Origin of the sequence: Cerasicoccus sp. TK19100, assembly GCF_027257155.1 — a bacterium.
GTDB lineage: Bacteria > Verrucomicrobiota > Verrucomicrobiia > Opitutales > Cerasicoccaceae > Cerasicoccus > Cerasicoccus fimbriatus.
The window spans coordinates 339,056-358,069 of record NZ_JAPWDU010000002.1; the positions used below are offsets into that span (position 1 = coordinate 339,056).

15 protein-coding genes are annotated in these 19,014 nt (G+C 57.4%); 10 read left to right on the forward strand and 5 right to left on the reverse strand.

Annotated elements, in window-relative coordinates; genetic code table 11:
* From O3S85_RS04950 to O3S85_RS04975, 6 genes are all read left to right on the forward strand, one after another.
* Positions 1 to 1,491 carry a glutamate synthase subunit beta gene (locus tag O3S85_RS04950; protein WP_269538658.1) on the forward strand — a complete coding sequence of 497 codons (1,491 nt, stop codon included), beginning with the start codon at positions 1 to 3 and terminating at the stop codon, positions 1,489 to 1,491.
* A gap of 232 nt (positions 1,492 to 1,723) precedes the next feature.
* Positions 1,724 to 2,602: a nucleotidyltransferase family protein gene (locus O3S85_RS04955; RefSeq protein WP_269538659.1), complete on the forward strand. Its 879-nt coding sequence runs from the start codon at positions 1,724 to 1,726 to the stop codon at positions 2,600 to 2,602.
* The gene (locus O3S85_RS04960; protein ID WP_269538660.1) at positions 2,602 to 3,636 is read left to right on the forward strand and encodes a PDC sensor domain-containing protein; all 1,035 of its coding nucleotides are present in this window, start codon (positions 2,602 to 2,604) and stop codon (positions 3,634 to 3,636) included. Before O3S85_RS04955 ends, O3S85_RS04960 begins: the two co-directional genes overlap by 1 nt.
* Before the next feature lie 62 nt (positions 3,637 to 3,698).
* On the forward strand, positions 3,699 to 5,396 hold the full coding sequence (locus tag O3S85_RS04965) for a ComEC/Rec2 family competence protein (protein ID WP_269538661.1): 1,698 nt from the start codon (positions 3,699 to 3,701) through the stop codon (positions 5,394 to 5,396).
* Positions 5,393 to 5,656 (forward strand): hypothetical protein, encoded by a 264-nt coding sequence (locus O3S85_RS04970; RefSeq protein ID WP_269538662.1) that lies wholly within the window; start codon positions 5,393 to 5,395, stop codon positions 5,654 to 5,656. Before O3S85_RS04965 ends, O3S85_RS04970 begins: the two co-directional genes overlap by 4 nt.
* A gap of 57 nt (positions 5,657 to 5,713) precedes the next feature.
* Positions 5,714 to 7,279 carry a PrsW family glutamic-type intramembrane protease gene (locus O3S85_RS04975; RefSeq protein WP_269538663.1) on the forward strand — a complete coding sequence of 522 codons (1,566 nt, stop codon included), beginning with the start codon at positions 5,714 to 5,716 and terminating at the stop codon, positions 7,277 to 7,279.
* A gap of 323 nt (positions 7,280 to 7,602) precedes the next feature.
* Here O3S85_RS04975 and O3S85_RS04980 read toward each other — a convergent pair whose 3' ends face one another.
* From O3S85_RS04980 to fabG, 4 genes are all read right to left on the reverse strand, one after another.
* Positions 7,603 to 8,736 (reverse strand): acyl-CoA desaturase, encoded by a 1,134-nt coding sequence (locus tag O3S85_RS04980; RefSeq protein WP_269538664.1) that lies wholly within the window; start codon positions 8,734 to 8,736, stop codon positions 7,603 to 7,605.
* Between the two features lie 186 nt (positions 8,737 to 8,922).
* Positions 8,923 to 10,185, reverse strand: coding sequence for a beta-ketoacyl-ACP synthase II (gene fabF / locus O3S85_RS04985; protein WP_269538665.1), 1,263 nt, complete (start codon positions 10,183 to 10,185; stop codon positions 8,923 to 8,925).
* Between the two features lie 51 nt (positions 10,186 to 10,236).
* Positions 10,237 to 10,494 (reverse strand): acyl carrier protein, encoded by a 258-nt coding sequence (locus O3S85_RS04990; protein WP_269538666.1) that lies wholly within the window; start codon positions 10,492 to 10,494, stop codon positions 10,237 to 10,239.
* Between the two features lie 36 nt (positions 10,495 to 10,530).
* Entirely contained in the window at positions 10,531 to 11,277 is a 747-nt protein-coding gene (fabG, locus tag O3S85_RS04995) for a 3-oxoacyl-ACP reductase FabG (RefSeq protein ID WP_269538667.1), read from the reverse strand.
* A gap of 269 nt (positions 11,278 to 11,546) precedes the next feature.
* On the opposite strand from fabG, the gene O3S85_RS05000 reads away from it, so the two are divergent.
* The 4 genes from O3S85_RS05000 to O3S85_RS05015 all read left to right on the forward strand — a co-directional run bounded on the left by O3S85_RS05000 (position 11,547) and on the right by O3S85_RS05015 (position 17,106).
* Positions 11,547 to 13,571: a hypothetical protein gene (locus O3S85_RS05000; protein ID WP_269538668.1), complete on the forward strand. Its 2,025-nt coding sequence runs from the start codon at positions 11,547 to 11,549 to the stop codon at positions 13,569 to 13,571.
* Positions 13,572 to 13,685: 114 nt separating this feature from the next.
* The gene (locus O3S85_RS05005; protein ID WP_269538669.1) at positions 13,686 to 14,933 is read left to right on the forward strand and encodes a hypothetical protein; all 1,248 of its coding nucleotides are present in this window, start codon (positions 13,686 to 13,688) and stop codon (positions 14,931 to 14,933) included.
* Positions 14,921 to 15,649 (forward strand): hypothetical protein, encoded by a 729-nt coding sequence (locus O3S85_RS05010; protein WP_269538670.1) that lies wholly within the window; start codon positions 14,921 to 14,923, stop codon positions 15,647 to 15,649. The genes O3S85_RS05005 and O3S85_RS05010 overlap by 13 nt, the downstream gene beginning before the upstream one ends.
* A complete protein-coding gene (locus O3S85_RS05015) occupies positions 15,646 to 17,106 on the forward strand; it encodes an MFS transporter (RefSeq protein WP_269538671.1) in 1,461 nt (486 codons plus the stop codon). The genes O3S85_RS05010 and O3S85_RS05015 overlap by 4 nt, the downstream gene beginning before the upstream one ends.
* 92 nt (positions 17,107 to 17,198) lie before the next feature.
* Here O3S85_RS05015 and O3S85_RS05020 read toward each other — a convergent pair whose 3' ends face one another.
* Positions 17,199 to 18,713: a sulfatase gene (locus O3S85_RS05020; RefSeq protein WP_269538672.1), complete on the reverse strand. Its 1,515-nt coding sequence runs from the start codon at positions 18,711 to 18,713 to the stop codon at positions 17,199 to 17,201.
* Positions 18,714 to 19,014: the final 301 nt, after the last annotated feature.

Genomic DNA, 19,014 nt, shown 5'->3' on the forward strand with positions numbered 1-19,014 from the left:
ATGGGTAAACCAACCGGATTCCTGGAAGTCGAACGCAAGACCGTGAGCGAGATCCCGCCGACGGAGCGCATCAAGAACTGGAAAGAGTTCAAAGAACACCCCAGCGATGAGCACCTGAAAAATCAGGGCTCGCGATGCATGGACTGCGGCACCCCGTTCTGCCACACCGGCCACCTGGTATCAGGGATGGCCAGCGGCTGCCCAGTCAATAACCTGATCCCTGAGTGGAACGACCTCGTTTACCGTGGCCGTTGGAAGGAAGCGCTCGACCGCCTGCAGAAGACCAATAACTTCCCGGAGTTCACGGGTCGCGTCTGCCCGGCACCTTGCGAAGGCTCCTGCGTGCTCGGCGTTATCGAGCCGCCCGTCACCATTAAAAACATCGAGTGTGCGATCATCGATACCGGTTGGGAAAAGGGCTGGATGGCCCCCAACCCGCCCGAAGAGCGCACTGGCAAGAGTGTTGCCGTCGTCGGCTCCGGCCCTGCTGGCCTCGCCGCTGCAGACCAGCTCAACCAGGCTGGACACAGCGTCACCGTGTTCGAGCGCGCTGACCGCATTGGCGGCCTCCTCATGTATGGCATTCCCAACATGAAGCTCGATAAGGAAGAAGTCGTGCTGCGCCGCGTGAAGCTGATGACCGAGGAAGGCGTCACCTTCAAGACCAACACCGAGATCGGCAAAGACATCACCGCGACTGACCTGCAAGCTCAGTTCGACGCCGTGCTGTATTGCACCGGTGCTACCAAGCCTCGCGACCTGCCAATCCCAGGCCGCGACCTCAAGGGCGTGCACTTCGCCATGGAGTTCCTGACCGGTAACACCAAGCATCAGCTCGACCATCAGTTTGACGGCTCGCTGCCGGAAATTAACGCCGAAGGCAAAGACGTCGTCGTCATTGGCGGTGGCGACACCGGCACTGACTGCGTGGGCACCTCGATCCGCCATGGCTGCAAGAGCGTCGTCCAGTTGGAAATTATGCCGCGTCCTCCGGAAGAGCGCCAGGACGACAATCCTTGGCCGGAATGGCCCAAGATTTACCGCATGGACTACGGCCAGGAAGAAGCCAAAGCACTTCAGGGCGAAGATCCGCGCGAGTATCTCGTGATGACGGAAAACTTCGTCGACGACGGCAACGGCAACCTCGCCGGCCTGAATATCGTCAACATCAAATGGGGCAAGGACGACCAGGGCCGCTTCGTGCCGATCAAGCAGGAAGACACCCGCCGCACCATCCCCGCACAGCTGGCGACGTTGGCCATGGGCTTCCTTGGGCCGGAGCAGACCGTCATCGAGCAGCTCGGCATGGAAACCGATCCGCGCTCAAACATGAAGGCTGAGCACGGTGTCTACACCACCAATGTCGAGGGCGTATTCGCCGCTGGTGACTGCCGCCGCGGCCAGAGCCTCGTCGTCTGGGCCATCAACGAAGGCCGTGGTGCCGCCCGCGAAGTGGACCGCTTCCTCATGGGTGTCACCACCCTGCCCTAAGCTGGCGAACAAAAGTTTTTCAAACGGCGTTGTCCTCGGGCAGCGCCGTTTTTGTTTATCCCGTTTGTCATGTTGGGCTCGCGCTTGCTGCGCGATGCCGCATCCGCTCAAGAGCGCCACCTAATGCGGCGTCGCGCAAGCGCGGGCCCTACATTCCGACGCGATAACTTCACGAATAGCTCACTAGAAAGGCGTTGCGTTAAGACCGTCATCCGCTTGAGTCGTAAGCACCATGAAACCCACTCTACTTGTTCTGGCTGCCGGTATGGGCAGTCGTTATGGCGGCCTCAAGCAGCTCGACCCAATGGGTCCAAACGGCGAGACGCTGCTGGATTTTTCCATCACCGATGCCATCAAGGCCGGCTTCAAAAAAGTCGTATTTGTGATTCGCCGTGACTTTGCCGATGAGTTTAAAGCGAATGTTGGGGCCCGCCACGCGGATAAGATCGAAGTCGAATATGCCTTCCAGGAGCTGACGGATTTACCCGCTGGTTTCTCCGTTCCGGATGGCCGCGTGAAGCCCTGGGGCACTGCGCACGCCATTCGCGCCGCACGAGATGTCGTTAGCGATCCCTTCGTCGCGATCAATGCCGACGACTACTATGGCCGCGACGCCTACCAGCGCATCGTTGATTTTCTTACGGCAAATCCAGATCTCGACGCCAGCCAGTGCGCGATGGTCGGCTACCCCATCCGCAACACACTCTCACCGCATGGCTCGGTCAATCGCGGTGTTTGCCGTATTGATAACAACCTGCTGCAAACTGTTGAAGAGCACGTCAACATCAGCGACAGCGATGGCGTCATCCGCGGCGAAAATCTCGCAGGCGACGTCGTGGAAATCCCCGAGTCTGCGCTGGTTTCGATGAACTTCTGGGCCTTTAGTGAGGACTTCTTCGAGGTGCTCGAATCGCATTTTACGGATTTCCTAAAGGCCCGCGGCGAGGAAATGAAATCCGAGTGCTACATTCCCACCGTCGTCGATGAGCGAATCCAGTCCGGCGCGACTCGCTGCGTGGTCTTGCCGACCAACGGTGAGTGGTTCGGCGTCACTTATCCGGAAGACAAGCCCGCCGTACAGAAGCGACTCGCTGCACTCCTGGCCAAGTAATGAAAAGACTTGCCGCTATAACCGTTCTTGCGCTGGCGGCCTGCATTGCCAGCGCGCAAGAGGTGGTCGATGTTTACAAGCTGCTGGTGCAATCGTCGGCCCAGCGCATCGACGACGTCTTTAACTTTGCAGCGCAAAGCACAGAGGCCATCGCATCGGAGTATCAACAGATGCGCTCACATCCGGCAACGGATAGTGATAGCATGATCGACACGTGGAAACAGATGGCCGTTACACAAGGGAAGACCACGGGGTTCCGCTTTACTGCCGATAAAAAGGATCACGCATTTCAAGCCCCGATACCGGCATTTTATTTCTACGGCGATCGGCCACTAAACGACGCCATCGGCCACCAACTCAACGACCTTGGCGTCATGGCACCCACATTGGAGGTGGCCTACAAGAGCTTTGATTTCTCCTGGGTTTATATCACGACGAGCAGCGAGCTGATGGTGATTTATCCGTTTTTACCCATGAGCGAAGCGGTCAACAACTACCCGCCGACTGAGCAAATTTTCTACACCTGCGCGGATTTCAAAAACCGTCGCCCGGGCTGGAGTCCGCCTTACCTGGACCTCGTCGGTGCCGGGATGATGATCAGCGTTTCGACGCCGGTCTTTGTGGAAGATGAGCCCGTAGCTGTCGTCTCCCGAGACATAACCCTGAAGGAGTTGACCGAGTCCGTGCTTAGTTTGCTAGTCGAGGCTGAAGGTGCCATCGCTTACATCGTGGACGACAAGGGGTTGGCTATCGACGTGAGTGATCCCAACCTCGCGCAATCGCTGGAGAAGATAAACACCCAGAATAAAAATGCCGTCGTTTACTATTTGCCAAAGGAGAGCAAGCTCTGGCCAGACACTCGAAGCGCCTACCCATCCGGTAGTTCATTGATCGACGAAGCCACCGAAGCCGTGCTTACCTCTGACGAGAAAAGCGGCGTGCTTCATTTAACTTTGCAGGACAAAGAAATCCTCTCCGCGCGCATTAAGTCGACTGATTGGCGTTTGATTCTATTGCTGCCTGAGACGCAATAATTGCCCCACGCACGTTTCGTCATTGCGCTATGGGCCGCACTGGCTAAGGGTTTTCCTCAACAATGGATACGGTTGGTGAGCCCGGGAAGGAGCCCGTGCAGCTGAAGTCGGGCTCGCACGCGCCCCTGCTGTATCTCCTGATCCCGTTAATGCTGGGCTATGCGCTGGGCCAGCATTTTCCGCATGTCGAGCTGTCGAACGCCTGGCTCGCGTCGACTTTGGCAGCGTGTATCGTGGCCACGCTTGCTGCCTTTCGGTCGCCGCGGTTTGCCCCGCTAGTCCTCTGGGGGTTAGCTTTCGCGATCGCCGTAACCCTCGCCAGCTGGCGCTACTACGCCTACCGCATTCCGACCCCACCCGACCTCTCGCAGCAGCCTAACCGCGAGGCCGAAGTGGATATCAAGATCGACCGCGTGTTCGCCATGCGCAGTCAGCATCTTCGTATCGCCGGCATTGGCACCTTACAAGATGCCCCCGCTCATGCCCCGCACCTGCAAGGGCAGATGATCTACTTTCAGTGCTGGAAGGACGACCCCGATGCGCCGGTCGGCCGAAGCGCGGTGATCCGCGTGCGGGGTAAACTTGAGCCGACGCCCAACGACCCTGACGGCTTCGACGGCTACCTGCGGCAGCAGGGCTGCCACCTGAAGCTCACCCAAGCCAGCCTCCGGGAAATCGTGGCACCCTCCCCATGGCTCTACCAGCAGTTTGAGCATATTAACGAGCAGTGGCAGGCGGCGCTACTCGTCGGTGCCGACTCTCCACGCACGAAGCAACTGGCCGGCATTGCCACCGCCATGCTTCTCGGTGAAAAGACCGCACTCTCCATCGAGCAGAAAGACCGCTTTATCGCCAGCGGCACCATGCACCTGTTTGCGGTTAGCGGGCTGCATGTAGGGATCGTCGCGGGCTTGATCGCGCTCGTGCTGGCCGGGCTTTGCCTGCCGCGTAAACTGCGCCCCGTGCTCGGTCTGCTCCTGCTCATGGGCTACGTGCAGGTAACCGGTGCCGCGCCGTCAGCGATTCGCGCCTGGTGGATGGCTTTCTTTTTCTGGACCGCATATGGGCTGATGCGCAAGCCACAGCCGCTCTCAGCCTTGGCGGGCTCGGCGCTCGTCGTCTTGCTCTTTGATCCACGCCAGCTCTGGAGCGCGGGATTCCAGCTGTCCTACACCGTGGTGACAGGGCTCATTATCTACGGTGCCCCGCTGCAAGACTGGCTACAGCAGCGATTCAAGCCGTTTCGCCTGATCATGCCCGAATCGCAAAGCCGGTGGCAAAAGCTGGCAACCTGGGGCGTGCGCGGCGGCTTCGGCCTACTGGCGATCTCGTTTGCCGCCAGCCTCTACAGCGCCCCCTTGGCGATCCGGTATTTCGGCGTGCTCGCGCCGGGCTCCTTCCTGCTAAACATTCCGCTCGTGTCGCTGGCACCACTGGCCATGACCGCGAGCCTCATCGCCGCAGTATGTGGCTGGGTGGGGCTTACGCCGATCGCCGCTTTTGCCAATCACGCAAGCTGGGTGTTCATCGCCGGAATGGATGTGCTCGTGGAAAGTTTCCTTAAAATCCCCGACGGCTCATTGCAGTTGGTCTGGCGTTGGCCGGGCGGCGGTTACACGCTGGCAGTGCTCATGGTGACCGCAGCACTATTGCTGGCCGACCGGCGCACACCGCCTTGGGCGCGCTTTGGGGTCCCTCCGGCAATGCTGCTTGTCGGGCTTGTCTTTGGCGCGGAGTTGCGTCACGTTGCCCCAATATGAAAAGCGCATACGAACTCGCCATGGAGCGTCTCGAAAAAGAATCGCCGACTACGGCGCTGACCGAAGAGCAAAAGGAACAACTCGCCGACATCGACCGCGTTTACGACGCCAAGATCGCCGAGCGTGAGGTGTTTCTCAAAGAGTCCATCAAGAAGGCCAAGGACGCCACCGAACGCAAAAAGCTGGAACAACAACTCGTTGCTGAACGCAATAACATCAACGACGAGCGCGAATCGAAGAAGAACAAGGTGCGCGGGTAGCATTGCCGAACTTCCGCGTTGCCTCAGTGGCGTGGAGGCCAAACCTTCGCATTCAGCATGCGCCATCTATTTAGGAACCTCCCACGCCTGTCCTACCAGGCATATTTTCTGGTGCAGACGGCAGTGGTGATCATCGGGCTCGGGTTTGCCGCCGGCATGCTGACGTTCCAGCTTTCGGGTAATGAAGACCCGATGGACGAAGTCGCGCTGGACTCGCTGTTCGGCCCGGTTCCGGAGGAGGTCGTTGACGCCCCACATTTCGGCTGGAGCGCGCCCGAAGAGTTCGATGATTACCTGTATTTTCTCGTCAATATGGCGGAATATCACGTCGTTGATGAGGCGATGCTAAGTGAAGTCGACGCGACCGACTTTACCGATGAACAAAAGGAAATTGCCCGGCTGATGCTGGACAGTTTTCGCCAAGGTCGCGCCAATGCTACCTTGCTCCAGCTCAGCGAGCAAACGCCACCCGCGCCCTTTAGCAACCTTGCCTTGGGCGAGTTCTGGAGCCAACAAGGCTTTCTCCGCGACGCCGGGCGCGCCTTCGAGGCCGAGGCCCAGCTGTCTGGCGATAACGATGTCCGCGAGCGTGCCGTGAACTGCTACCTGATGCGGGACGCGACGGATGACTTGATCCGACTGCTCGAAACGCCTGACTACCAGCATCTGCTCGTCGAGGAGCGTGAATACATCCGGCATTTACAGGCCATTCAAGAGCGCGACTGGCCGCAAATCATCGTCACCACCGTGGTGCTCCAGTACGATTCTATCGTCTGGCAAATCGCGCTGATCACACTGCTAACCGGTGCCGCCTGGTATGCGTTTCTCATGCACGCCGCCGACCTCTGGCGAGACCCCAAAGCACTGGCGCTCTGCGCGTTTGTGCTGCTGCTTGGTGCGATGAGCGCGTTTGCGACGCTGTTTGTCATTACGATACAGGAGGACTACCTCGGCTTCACGGAGAAATACGACCTCATCGGCGGTCTACTTTACTGCATCGCGGGAATCGGGCTACGCGAAGAGCTGCTCAAGCTGCTGTTTTTCACGCCAATGCTCCCCTTGCTCCTGCGCAAGAAAAGTGCCCTGCTCGCGCTCGTGGTGGCTGGTTGCGTGGGCCTTGGCTTCGCCGTCGAGGAAAACATGGGCTACTTCCACCGATCCAATGGCATGAGTGGCCCGGCCCGCTTCCTGACCGCGAACTTCCTTCACATCTCCACGACCGCGCTGACGGGCTACGCGCTCTACCGTGCCTGCCTGACCCGCGGCCGCGAGTTGGATTATTTCGCCACAATGTTTGGGATGATCGTCTTTGCTCATGGGCTCTATGACGCCTTTCTGATGGTGCCCGATCTAATGGACCTCGGCTTCTTCGCGATGATGGTCTACGTGCTCTTGTGTTACCAGGTGTTTCAGGTGCTGGAGCAGGTCAAACCCGCTACACACCGCCGCGTCAGCCTGAGTTTCGTATTTACGGTATGCCTGTCGGCGGTGTTCTCCATCTGCCTCGGCTGGGCGACGTCGCTAATTGGCCTAAGCGGCCTGATGCTCCTTGGCAGCAGCACGGTGGGCGTCGGCTTGATCGTGATCGTGTTTTTCAAAATCATCAACGAGCCAGTTCATTAGATCGCGCTTACCGCAAGCTATCCGTCTGGGTTGAAACAACAGATTGAGGCCATGTTTCAGGACGTAATACATTTGCGAGCAGGCGTAGGCCGTTTCGAGGTTGCCCATAGGGAAACTGACAGTTTACCCATACTTTTCGTGTCACGAAACACCTAGGCGAACGGACACGAAACCTACACCTTTCGTGTCACAAAACCTCTAGGCAAACTGTCGCGAGACCTCTGGGCAAACTGACAGAAAACACCTAGGCAAACTCTGCCACTAAGTTGCCCACAAAAAAGCCCGTCGCAAAGGACGGGCTTTTGGAAATGGATGCGGTTTGCTTAGATCGCGATGGGCTTGAGGCCGGGGAGCTGGTCGAGGTGTTCGAGGGACTCCTTTAGCTCGCGGCGCCATTCGTTGACCTTGCTCTTGGAGAGCTCGACGCGGTCGCGCACACTCTTTTCCACCTGATAGTAGCAAGTGGCTAGCTCTTCCTGGGCCTCGTGGAGGCGGTCGAGGGTCACTTGCACGCCGTGGGTGAGCTGCTCACGCATGTCCGGGCGCTGCTGGTAAGGCTCAAGGCCGTTTTGAATGCGGCGGCGTGCTTCAGTGAGCTCGGCGAGCAGGATCTTAGCGTCGGAAACCGTGCGGAGGTTTGAGGTCAGGCCAACCTTAGAAAGCACCCAGATGCTCCACTTGGTTGGGTCAAACTGCCATGGCTTCACGCCGTTGCGGTAGTCGTGCTGGAACTCATGGTGGTAATTGTGGTAACCCTCGCCGAAGGTGAAGATCGCCATCAACCAGCTGTCGCGGGCGCTATGCTTGGTTGAGTATGGCTGATTGCCAACGTAGTGGCAGGCGGAGTTGATGAAGAACGTTGCGTGCTGAACAACCACTACGCGGAGGACACCAGAGAGCAAGAATGCGGTCATGGCACCTTGGCCACCATTGTAGAGATAACCAATCGCGGCGGGCAGGATGAAGCTCATGAATAACGCGATCAGGTGCACGTATTTGTGCTGCCACACGAGCATCGGGTCTTTGCGCAGGTCGTTGATGTTGTCCTGTGGCGGCTCCGGCTTCAGCTTGAAGAGCAGCCAACCCATGTGGGCGTAAAAGAAACCGTTGTTGATGTTGTATGGGTCGTCATCGTGGTCGACATGCTTGTGGTGACGGCGGTGGTCGCTGCACCAGTCGAAGACGGAATTCTCAAAAGCAGCAGCACCGAAGAGCGTCACGAAAAGACGTACGGGCCATTTCGCTTTAAAAGAAATGTGCGAGAACAGGCGGTGATAACCGAGCGTAATGCTCAGGCCGGTTGCGCAGCAGTAAAAGAAAAACAGGCCGAACTGGAACCAATCAACGCCGTGGGTAAAGAGATACCACGGAACCACGGTCAATGAGGCCGCCAGCGTGCCAAAGAGGAAGAAGAAGGTGATCCACTCAACTCGTTCGAATGGGATGTGTTTGAACATAAACTACTTAGCTATTGAAAATGGTGAATCCCACAGATTGCAGAATGTCGCCGCAGTGTGGGAATCGATTCAGGAGTGTGGGGTTTTAGACCCCATTAGTACGATCACTATGAGGAAAATTTGTTCCATGGCAACAGCGATTATTGAGAACCAGAATCGCCAATAATCGACTGCTGTCCGCCCTGATTAACCCAAACGATTGAAAATAATCGTAGCGTTGTGTCCGCCGAATCCGAGGTTGTTACTCATGGCAACGTCTACCTTCTGCCCCTCGCGCGCCTGGTTGGGCACGTAGTCGAGATCGCAGTCCGGATCCGGGTTTTCGTAGTTGATGGTCGGCGGGATGATGCCCGTCTCGATAACCTTGGCAATGATCGCGGCTTCGATGCCTCCGGCGGCACCGAGGAGGTGGCCCGTCATGCTCTTGGTGCTGCTGACCGGCAGTTTGTAGGCGTATTCGCCAAACACCTTCTTAATAGCCAGCGTTTCAAATTTGTCGTTGTAAGGCGTGGAAGTGCCGTGGGCGTTGATGTAGTCCACCTGTTCCGGCTCCATCTTTGCCATGCTCAATGCGCGGCGCAGCGCCATCGCGAGGCCCTCGCCTTCTACGTCTGGGCTGGTGATGTGGTAAGCGTCGCAGGTCGCGGCATAGCCGGACAGCTCGCAATAAATCCTGGCACCGCGGGCCTTGGCGTGCTCTTCGGATTCGAGCACGAGGACGCCGGAACCGTCACCCATAATGAAGCCGTCGCGCAGGGCGTCGAACGGGCGGGAGGCGCGTTCGGGCTCATCGTTAAAGTTGGTGCTCATCGCCTTCATGCTGCAGAAGCCTGCGTAGCCAACCTGCGTGATGGCGGCTTCGGAGCCACCGGCGATCATGACGTCGGCATCACCGCGCATGATCATGTGAGCGGCCTCACCGAGAGCGTGAGTGGCCGTGGAGCAAGCGCTGACCACGGCGAAATTCGGCCCCTTCGCCTTAATGTCGATCGCGAGCACGCCGGAGGCGATGTTGGCGATCAGCGAGGGAATCATGAATGGCGACACCTTGCGCGGGCCCCGCTCTTTGAGGCGCCAGGCCTGCTCTTGGACCGTTTCCAGGCCACCAATGCCGGAGCCTACCAGCACGCCGACCCGGTAAGGGTCTTCCTGCTCCATGTCGAGCTTGGCGTCGGCAATAGCCTGCTTGCCCGCTCCCATGGTGTAGTGGACGTAGCGATCCGTGCGCTTGATGTCCTTTTCGACATTGAAGTACGGCACGGGATCATAGTCGATCACTTCCGCGCCGATCTTGCTGGTGTATTCGGTGGTGTCGAAGGCTTGGAGCTTACGGATGCCGCTGCGACCGGCGACGATGCCGTTCCAGAAATCATCCGTCGTGTTACCGAGGGCGTGGACAACGCCAATACCGGTAACGACAACCTTCGGCTTGGAGCTAGGGTCACTCATGAATATTATAAAACAAAGGGCGGCGCTGTGTGCGGCCGCCCTTTAGTAAATTTAGCTGCCGGACTTCTCCTTGATGTAGCTGACGACGTCGCCGACGGTCTGCAGTTTCTCGGAGTCAGATTCGGGGATCTCGCCCTGAATCTCGTCCTTAAACTCTTCTTCAAAGGCCATGACCAGCTCGACCAAGTCGAGCGAATCGGCACCGAGATCATCCAGGAAGGATGCCTCAGGGGTTACCTGCTCTTCGTTTACGTTGAGCTGGTTAACGATGATTTCTTTTACGCGTTCTTCGATGCTTTTATCCGACATGTTTCGGGAGGTGTATGGATTAAAAAGGAAAGTTGTTTACATCGCCATGCCGCCGTCAACCGAAAAAGTTTGTCCAGTGATGTAACCGGCCTCTTCGGATGCGAGGTATGTGACCATATTAGAGATGTCTTCAGCTTGGCCAAAGCGCTTGAGCGGGATGACTTTGCTGGCTTCAGTTTTGACCGTGTCGCTGAGCTCGGCGGTCATATCGGTTTCAATAAACCCGGGTGCCACGACATTGCAAGTAATGCTGCGCGAAGCAACTTCGCGAGCCATCGACTTGGTAAAGCCGATCATACCTGCCTTAGCGGCACCGTAGTTGGTTTGTCCAGGGTTGCCAATGATGCCAACCACGGAGGAAATATTAATGATGCGACCCCAGCGCTTGCGGGTCATCGGGCGCAGGAGGCCCTTGGTCCAGTAGAAGCAGGAGGACAGGTTGGTGTTAATCACGTCCTGCCAGTCTTCGTCGGTCATGCGCAGCAAGAGCATGTCCTTGGTAATGCCGGCATTGTTCACGAGAATGTCGATGTTCTCGTGCTCCTTAAGGAGCTTCTCGCAAGCGGCGGAAACGGCAGCAGAGTCACCCACATCGACGGCCAGAGCTTCGGCCTTGCCGCCTTTGGCGCGGATGGCTTCAGCGGCGGCACCACAGGAGTTCTCACTACGGCTAACACAGATGACGTGGACGCCCTCTTCCGCAAGGCTCTCAGCGATGGCCCGCCCGATGCCGCGACCGGCACCCGTAACCAGGGCAATTTTATTGTCGAAGGTCAGTTTCATGTAAGGGGGCAAGGGATGGTTTGAGAGTCCGTAAGTGGCAAGAAAAAACGGCGCTTATTTGTAACAATGTGCAGCGTTTTGAAGAAGAAAGTTAGGTGCAGGGCCTAAGTGCTTTATGCAGAATTGGCGCTGCCAACGCTCCAGCAAAGGGCGTCCCCTACCCTTTGATTGGCGGATATTGTTTCAAAGTCGGGCGTTTTACATCGGCGGCGAATCGCGGCAAAGATGGGCGAATCGCATTCAGTCCAATCCCCAATCATTTTACCCAAGTGAAAAAGAAACAACCAGGCTTTGCGCTCGTGCTGGCACTCGTGCTGATGGGCTTCATCGTCATGTTGCTCTTGTCGCTTTCGACGACGCTGATGGTGGAAACCAATGTCTCCACCGCCACCCGTCTAGAGACCGAAGCCAAAAGCAACGCCCAGTTTGCCCTAGTGAAAGCCTTGGGGGAACTGCAGAAACTGGCCGGGCCCGATCAACGCATTACCGCCCGGGCCGACATCCTCACCGACAACGCCCCCTACTGGACCGGCGTTTGGTCGAGCGACCCCGACGATATCAACTTCAGCGACGAAGGAAACGACCAAAGCCAGAGCGAAATCAAGAACCGCGGGGCAATGAAATGGCTGGTCAGCTTGGAAAATAACGGCAGCGAAGCGAGCCTTGCGCCTTATGCGAATCGCTCGGCGAGCACCGCGACCGATGATGAGGTCGTCCTGGCCGAAGACGACACCGATGGCGTGGCCATCATCCTGCCCAAGGAAGACATCCTGCTGGATGGCGTGATCACCGGACGCTACGCATACTGGGTGGCGGATGAAGGGCTCAAGGCCAGCGTATCCCTGATGCCAACCGGCGATGGTCGGGATTTTAACCTCGATACACGTGCCCCTGCCTCGATGAACGCACTCGCGATTGACGGCATTGCCGATGCGGCCGATGGTCTGGAAGACGCCGGCTTGCTCATTGGCAGCACTACCAGCCTGGCCGAGCTCCCCATTGCCCTGGGCGCGAGCGATCAGTTGGTTCAGGACTACACGCACGACATTACCAGCCTCTCCCGCAGTGTCCCGGTCAACGTGCGCGACGCCGGACTGAAGCGTGACTTGACCGCGGCATTTGAAAACACAGACGATTTTCAGGACTTACTGACGTTTCACGGCGCGAATCAGGTGTTTGCCGCACAAAGTGCGTCGGCCAACGATCGCGACCCGGGTGGCCCGAGATGGGAGCAACTGCGCTCCCACTACGCGCTGCGACTCAATGACGACGGTGAGCTGCAATCCCGCGAAGGCACGGACACCCAAACCGGCGTTTATCCAGTGATCGCGCAGTTCAGCCTGCACCATCATCTGATCCTCCACGGGGCCGGCCAATATCAGCCGCGGTTGTGCATTTTCCCCGTTGTCGTGTTGTGGAACCCTTATGACCAGCCCATCACGGCGGACCGGTACTATGTGAAGGTGACGGACAACAACCAATACAACGGTGAAGAAGCCCTGACCATGGAATTCAAAGGCCGGGTCTTTTTGGAGGAAGACGACGGCCGCCCGGACACCAAGTCTTTCACCACCAACAAGGGCACCACCATTTATTACAAGGAAAGCGACACCTTTCCGAACACCAGCGATCCCCTGCGGTTTGAGCTAAACAGCCCGGTGATACAGCCCGGCGAGGCCTTGGTGTTCTCACCTGAAAGCATCACCAAAATGGACAGTAATCCCGAGACGCCCATGCCGCTCGCGGTCGGCTTCTACGAGGGCGAATACTTCTACTATGAGGGCGTTGGCACGATCAATTTAGACCAGTTGGGCGTGGCGCAGAACGTAACCGATCTGAGCCTCAATATGATGTCCGCCAACTACCTGCGCGTGCGCTTGGCCCGAGACAGCGTGGACAATGTGGAAGACGACGTATTGCTGCAGCACGTCTCCGGGCAGAATTATTTCGTCACCGGTTCGGGTGCCAGCGGTCGCGCCGATGTCAAGTGGCCGGCGACCAACGACGCGCTTATCAGCTCGACCGAGGCCAACCAGCCCATCATCGCCGGGCACTCAAATTATGACTCAGCCACCTTCCCCGCCGCTGGTGCCTACATGCACCTGAAATTGCCCGAGAACTTTGCCGAGGTGAACAACAACGACGACCTGACCTCCGCGCAGCGCGACGTCATGCCCTACATCCGCGCAATTGCAAACTACAACCCGCGTGCCCCCCGCAGCACGAAGACGCCTCTTGAGCAGGTAGACTACGGAAACAACAACGGCAGCGACTTCGCCTTTAACCCGAACTAGTTCGGCAATACGGAGAACTATCACTGGGATCGCGGCCTGCCGGTCAACAACTCCTACCGCGCTTACAATCACGGCGACGAGCGGATAAACTTCAGCTTCACCGACGATCCAACCATGATCGCTGACGGCGGCTTCGTCCTGTTCGAAGCGCCCACTGACGCCGGTTATTTTTTGTCCATCGCCGACCTTGCCCACGCCAACTTGAGCCAGCCGTTCATCAACCCGAACAAGTATTACAACAATCCGCTCAAGACCTACAGCGCGCAAAACAGTTGGCCGGCTTATGCAATCGGCAACTCGCTGCAAGACCCGCGCATCCCCGCCAACCTGACCGCCCGTTACGAATGGCCCAACAGCAATCCGGACCCGAATGGCTACTACCACTACGATGTCTCCTACCTGCTCAATGATGCGCTATGGGACGCCTACTTTTTCTCGGCCTACGATACCGCCGAGAACGAAAGCGCCAATCCGCGCCACGCGCTTTCAAACTTCAACTTCGGCTTCGATACCTCGGCTGCCGGTATCTACATCGAAGGCGCGTTTAATGTAAACTCGACGTCCGTTCGCGCCTGGAAGGCCTTCCTTGCCAGCGCCCTGGCTGCCGCCGTCGAAAGCCGCAGCGGCGAGTTTAGCGACTCCGATACCACGCCGTTTCTCCGCGTAGCCCAGCCCAACGGTGAACCCGCCAGCGACCTGCGCAATACTCACGAAGACGCGGTTTACAACGGCTTCTTAACGCTGTCCTCCACCGACATTGATCGGCTGGCACAGGCCATCGTCGAACAGGTGAAAAAGCGCGGCCCGTTCATTTCCATGTCGCACTTTGTCAACCGCGTGCTGGACGATGCCGACTATCGCTCCGAGCGCGAGTCTGACTACCAGAGCAGCGATGCCGACGGCGCGCGCGCCATGATGGTTGGTGCCTTGCAAGCCGCGATTGACCTGTCGGAAATCAACCTTCGCAATGGCGCAGGCGAAGACCGTTTCAACGACGCAGAGGTGCAGCTCATCCAAACGGACTTGGAGGCCTTTTACCGCGAGCTCGACATCGCAGCCAGCATTGGCGACCGCGCGGCCGGCACCCCGGGCTACCTGACGCAACTCGATTTGCTCGACGCGATCGGCCCGTACATCAGCACACGTTCCGACACTTTTGTGATTCATGCCTACGGCGAATCAATCAACCCGCTCACGGATGAGGTGCAGGCCACCGCGCGCTGCAAGGCCACTGTCCAGCGTTTGCCGGAATTTGTCGAAGACCGGGCCAACAGCGCCACCGACAACTACGCCGACCTGAGCACGCAAAACCAAACCTTTGGCCGCAAATTTCGCATCATAGATTTCCAATGGATCGATTAAGAAAGTTACTTTGCGCGTGCGTGCTGGCCGCCTGGCTACTGCCCGCCGCGCCCCTTCTGGCCCAAGCCAAGGCCAACCAATGCGCGGTGGATTTCCAGATCATGGTCTTCAGCGCGCGCAAACAGATTGCCTCCGGTGCTCTGAACAAAATGGACCGCCCCACCGAACTGCCCGATCTGTATTATCGCGGGGCGGAGGGCTATGAACCGCTCGACATCAGCCACACCACACTCTCGCCAAGCTACGCCTACGCCGGTGCCACGCAGTTCACGCTTTATGCGCGGCAGGTGCGCGATGAGGAATTCGTTTATACGCCCGTTTTCAACGTCCAGTTTGGCGCGGATTGGAAGCAGGCCATCGTGCTACTCATCACCAACAGCGTCGGCGAACAAAAGTCACGTGCAGTCGCCATTAACACCACCCGGGAAAACGTGCCCACGGGCAGTATTCTCGTCTATAATTTGTCCGTCAAGGACCTGGTTCTCAACGCGGGCAAAGACATCTACAATCTCCCGCCACTGATCCCCGCAACGGTCTCCGTTGCCAACATTCAGAACAACACCTTGCCCGTGCAACTGGCGCTAAAAGACAACGATGAATACAAGCTGGTTTACCGCCGCAAGTGGCGGATGCAGCCGGACGTAAGCGGAGTCTATTTTCTGTTCACGCTCAATGACGATGATCGTCGTTGGTTTATGCGAAACGTTATTCTATGAAGCAAGTTGCCGCGGAAGATAAAGTTCCGTTTCTTCAAAAAATCGCCTACTCCTCCGCTGCTCCGATCGACTGGTTTTCCGTCGGTCTGGCCACTGCGGTTCTCTGGATGCCGATCTGGAATATCGCCTATGGCGTGAGCCCGGCGATCCTAGGCATCATCCTGCTCATTTACCGTGGGTGGGATGCGATTGCGGACCCCATCATGGGGAACATTTCCGACAATACACGCACCCGCTGGGGGCGCCGGCGACCCTACATTTTTGTCGGCGCAATTCTCACTGCCATCCTGCTGCCGGTGCTGTGGAATCCGCCTGCGGGCCTCGTCGATTGGACACCTAACTTGCCCTTTCTTGGCGAAGACCATCAGGTCAATGGCCTCGTTATTTACCTGACCGTTGTCGGGCTGTTTCTCTTCACGGCATTTACGGTCTGGGCCATGCCCTACTACAGCCTCATGCTGGAGATGACGCCCGACTACGACGAGCGCACCCGCGTGGCAGGCTATCGCACCGCAATCACCAAAGTGGGCGTATTTGTGGGCGGCTGGGTGCTCGCACTGGCCTCGCTGGATTACTTTATCGACCCGGCTACCGGTGAGCCCGACGTAAAGCACGGGATGGGCGTGGTTAGCTTTGGGCTCGCGGCGCTTGTGCTTATCCTGGGCATACTTCCCGCGATTTTTGTCAAAGAGCGCTACTACAAAAAAGAAGCGGCGCAGCAGCAGAAAATCTCATTCTGGAAAGGCATCCGTGAGACCGTGAAGATCAAGCCGTTTTGGCTGCTGTGCGGGTTCATCTTTCTGTTCATGTTTGGCAATGGCGTCGTCAGCAAACTGGGCATCTATTTGAACATTTATTTCGTCAACGACGGCGAGCTGCAGAAGTCGTACATCATCGAAGGATGGAAAGGCACCGTGGCGGCCGTAGTGGGCATTTGCACAATTCCGTTGTGGACCTGGATCTGCGAGAAGTACGACAAGAAATGGGCGATGTTCATTATCCTCGTTTCAGGCTTTATCGGTGCTGGCCTGAACTACGTGTGCCTGCAGCCGGACTACCCGTATCTGCAGTTGGTTCCAGTCGCCTTCAACGCGGGCGTGATTGGTGCTATGTGGCTCATCGTGCCCTCCATGCAGGCGGACATCGTGGACTACGACGAAAAGACGACCCACCAGCGCCGCGAGGGCAGTATCAATTCCATCTTCTCCTGGTTCCTGAAAATGGCCTTCACCTTGTCGGCCGGGGTATCGGGCTTCATCATCGAGGCAACGGGATTCGACGTCAGCGTGGGCAGTGAACAACCACCCGAAGTGCTAACGCGCATGCTTCTCTTTTTCGTGCTGATCCCCCTCGCCTTCTGGGGCGTCTCCGCATGGCTCATGTGGATCTACCCGCTGAACCGCCAAAAGATGCACGCCATCCGCACCGAGCTGGAAACACGACGCGGCAAGCTGTAGGCAACCTCAGTCAGTCCGCAAGGGATGCCATCCAGGTTAACGCCTCGCTCGGAACTTACTGTCCGCGCGGTTTAGCCGATCGCTAACCGGGCTTAATGAATACCGTAGCGAGCCAGCTCTTTGGCGGCTGATGTTTCCATTTGCGAGACTACTGTGGCGTAGTCTGGATTATCCACCAGGTTCTTCGTTTCCAGAGGGTCGAGCTCGTAGTCGTAAAGTTCGCGGGCAACAACGGGGCCGCTGCCCAAGGGCTTACCGGGCTGATTTTCGCGCCAAACCGTGTAGCGAAAACGAGGACCACGGAATGAATAACCCGTCAGCTTCTCGCCGTTGGGAGAACGGTAGTGCTGGCTCATCGCCACATCGCGCACCGAGCCGGAGTCATCGTCCAGCAGCGGTGCCAGGCTGACCCCTTCCAAGGCCTCAGGCTGCTCCAGTCCGGCTAACTCGCAAAGCGTCGGATAGATGTCGATAAACTCCGTGGGCGCGGCAACGCGACCGGCTTTATCTTTTTGCATCGGCGAAAAAATGATCAACGGCGAGCGCGTGGCCTGCTCGTAAACCGAGTGCTTGCACCACATTGAGTGATCGCCCAAATGCCAGCCGTGATCGCCCCACAACACAACGATGGTGTTGTCCGCAATGCCTGCGGTTTCCAGCGCATCAAGTAACTTGCCGACTTGCGCGTCGATGTAGCTCACGCAGGCGTGATAACCATGGATAAGCTCGCGCTGAAGGTCATCGGGAAGCGGACCACGCTTGGGCACGTCATACTTACCACGAAGCTCCCAGCCCGGCTGCAACGTGAAGTCCGGCGTGCCGTCGGGTGCCTGCTGATACTCGGCCAGTTCAAAGGCATCGCGGTCATACATGTCCCAGTATTTCTTGGGCGCAATGAACGGCAGGTGTGGCTTTTGAAAACCGACGGCGAGGAAAAACGGCTGATCCTCGGCGGCATATTTCTTAATCAGCCCCACTGCGGCGTCAGCCATCGCGCCATCCGAGTAGGCGTTGTCCGCCACGTCTTCGGTGCCCTCGGTCGCCGGGACACCCTTCACATTCCACTCGGGAATGGTTTCGCCCTTGGCGTTTTTCTGCGCCTTAAACCACTCAATCGTGTCGGGGTTCACAAAACCGGCGGCCGACGGGAGCTTGCCGTAATAGTAGGTGAACGGCACAGACCACGAGGGCTTGTCTTGAAATTGACGCCCATCCACGCAGCGCGGATCGAAGATTTTACCGGTACCAACCGTGGTGTAGCCGTTATTCTTGAAGTGCTGCGGCAGGGTGATCAAGTCCGGCTGGATGTCGCGCATCTTCGTTTTCAGATCATTGACTTTCGTTGTATTGGGGCGCTGTCCAGTGAGCAGGCTTGCGCGGGACGGACCACAAATTGGCTCCTGGCAATGATTGTTCAAAAAAAGCGTCCCCGACTGCGCCAAGCGGTCCATCTGCGGTGTTTGGATCGTGGTATCGCCGTATGCGCCAAGCATTGGCTTGAGGTCATCAATGGCGATAAAGAGCACATTCGGCCTCGTTGTTTCGCCAGGCAAAGATAAGCACGCGAAAAGCGCACAGGCGTAGAAAGCCGCAGAGAGAAATTTCATGATCAAAAGGGGGTGATACTATTCGAGACATGCACCATGCACAGAATGTTCATCGGCGCTAGCAACTAAGTTTAAACGCTCAACGAATCACTAAAGCTGATTTACCAGCAGCCAGTGTCCAACACTCCACGGCTGAAACAATATCCATTATGCGGATATGGTTACACACGATTGCGCACTATACACAAACCCGCATAAGTCATTTAACTTCAGATATTTAGAACAACACAGAACAATTGGTAACTTGCGTTCTTCTTGACCGCTCCCGTCGATCCAGACAGACTTTTTATTACCCCCGACT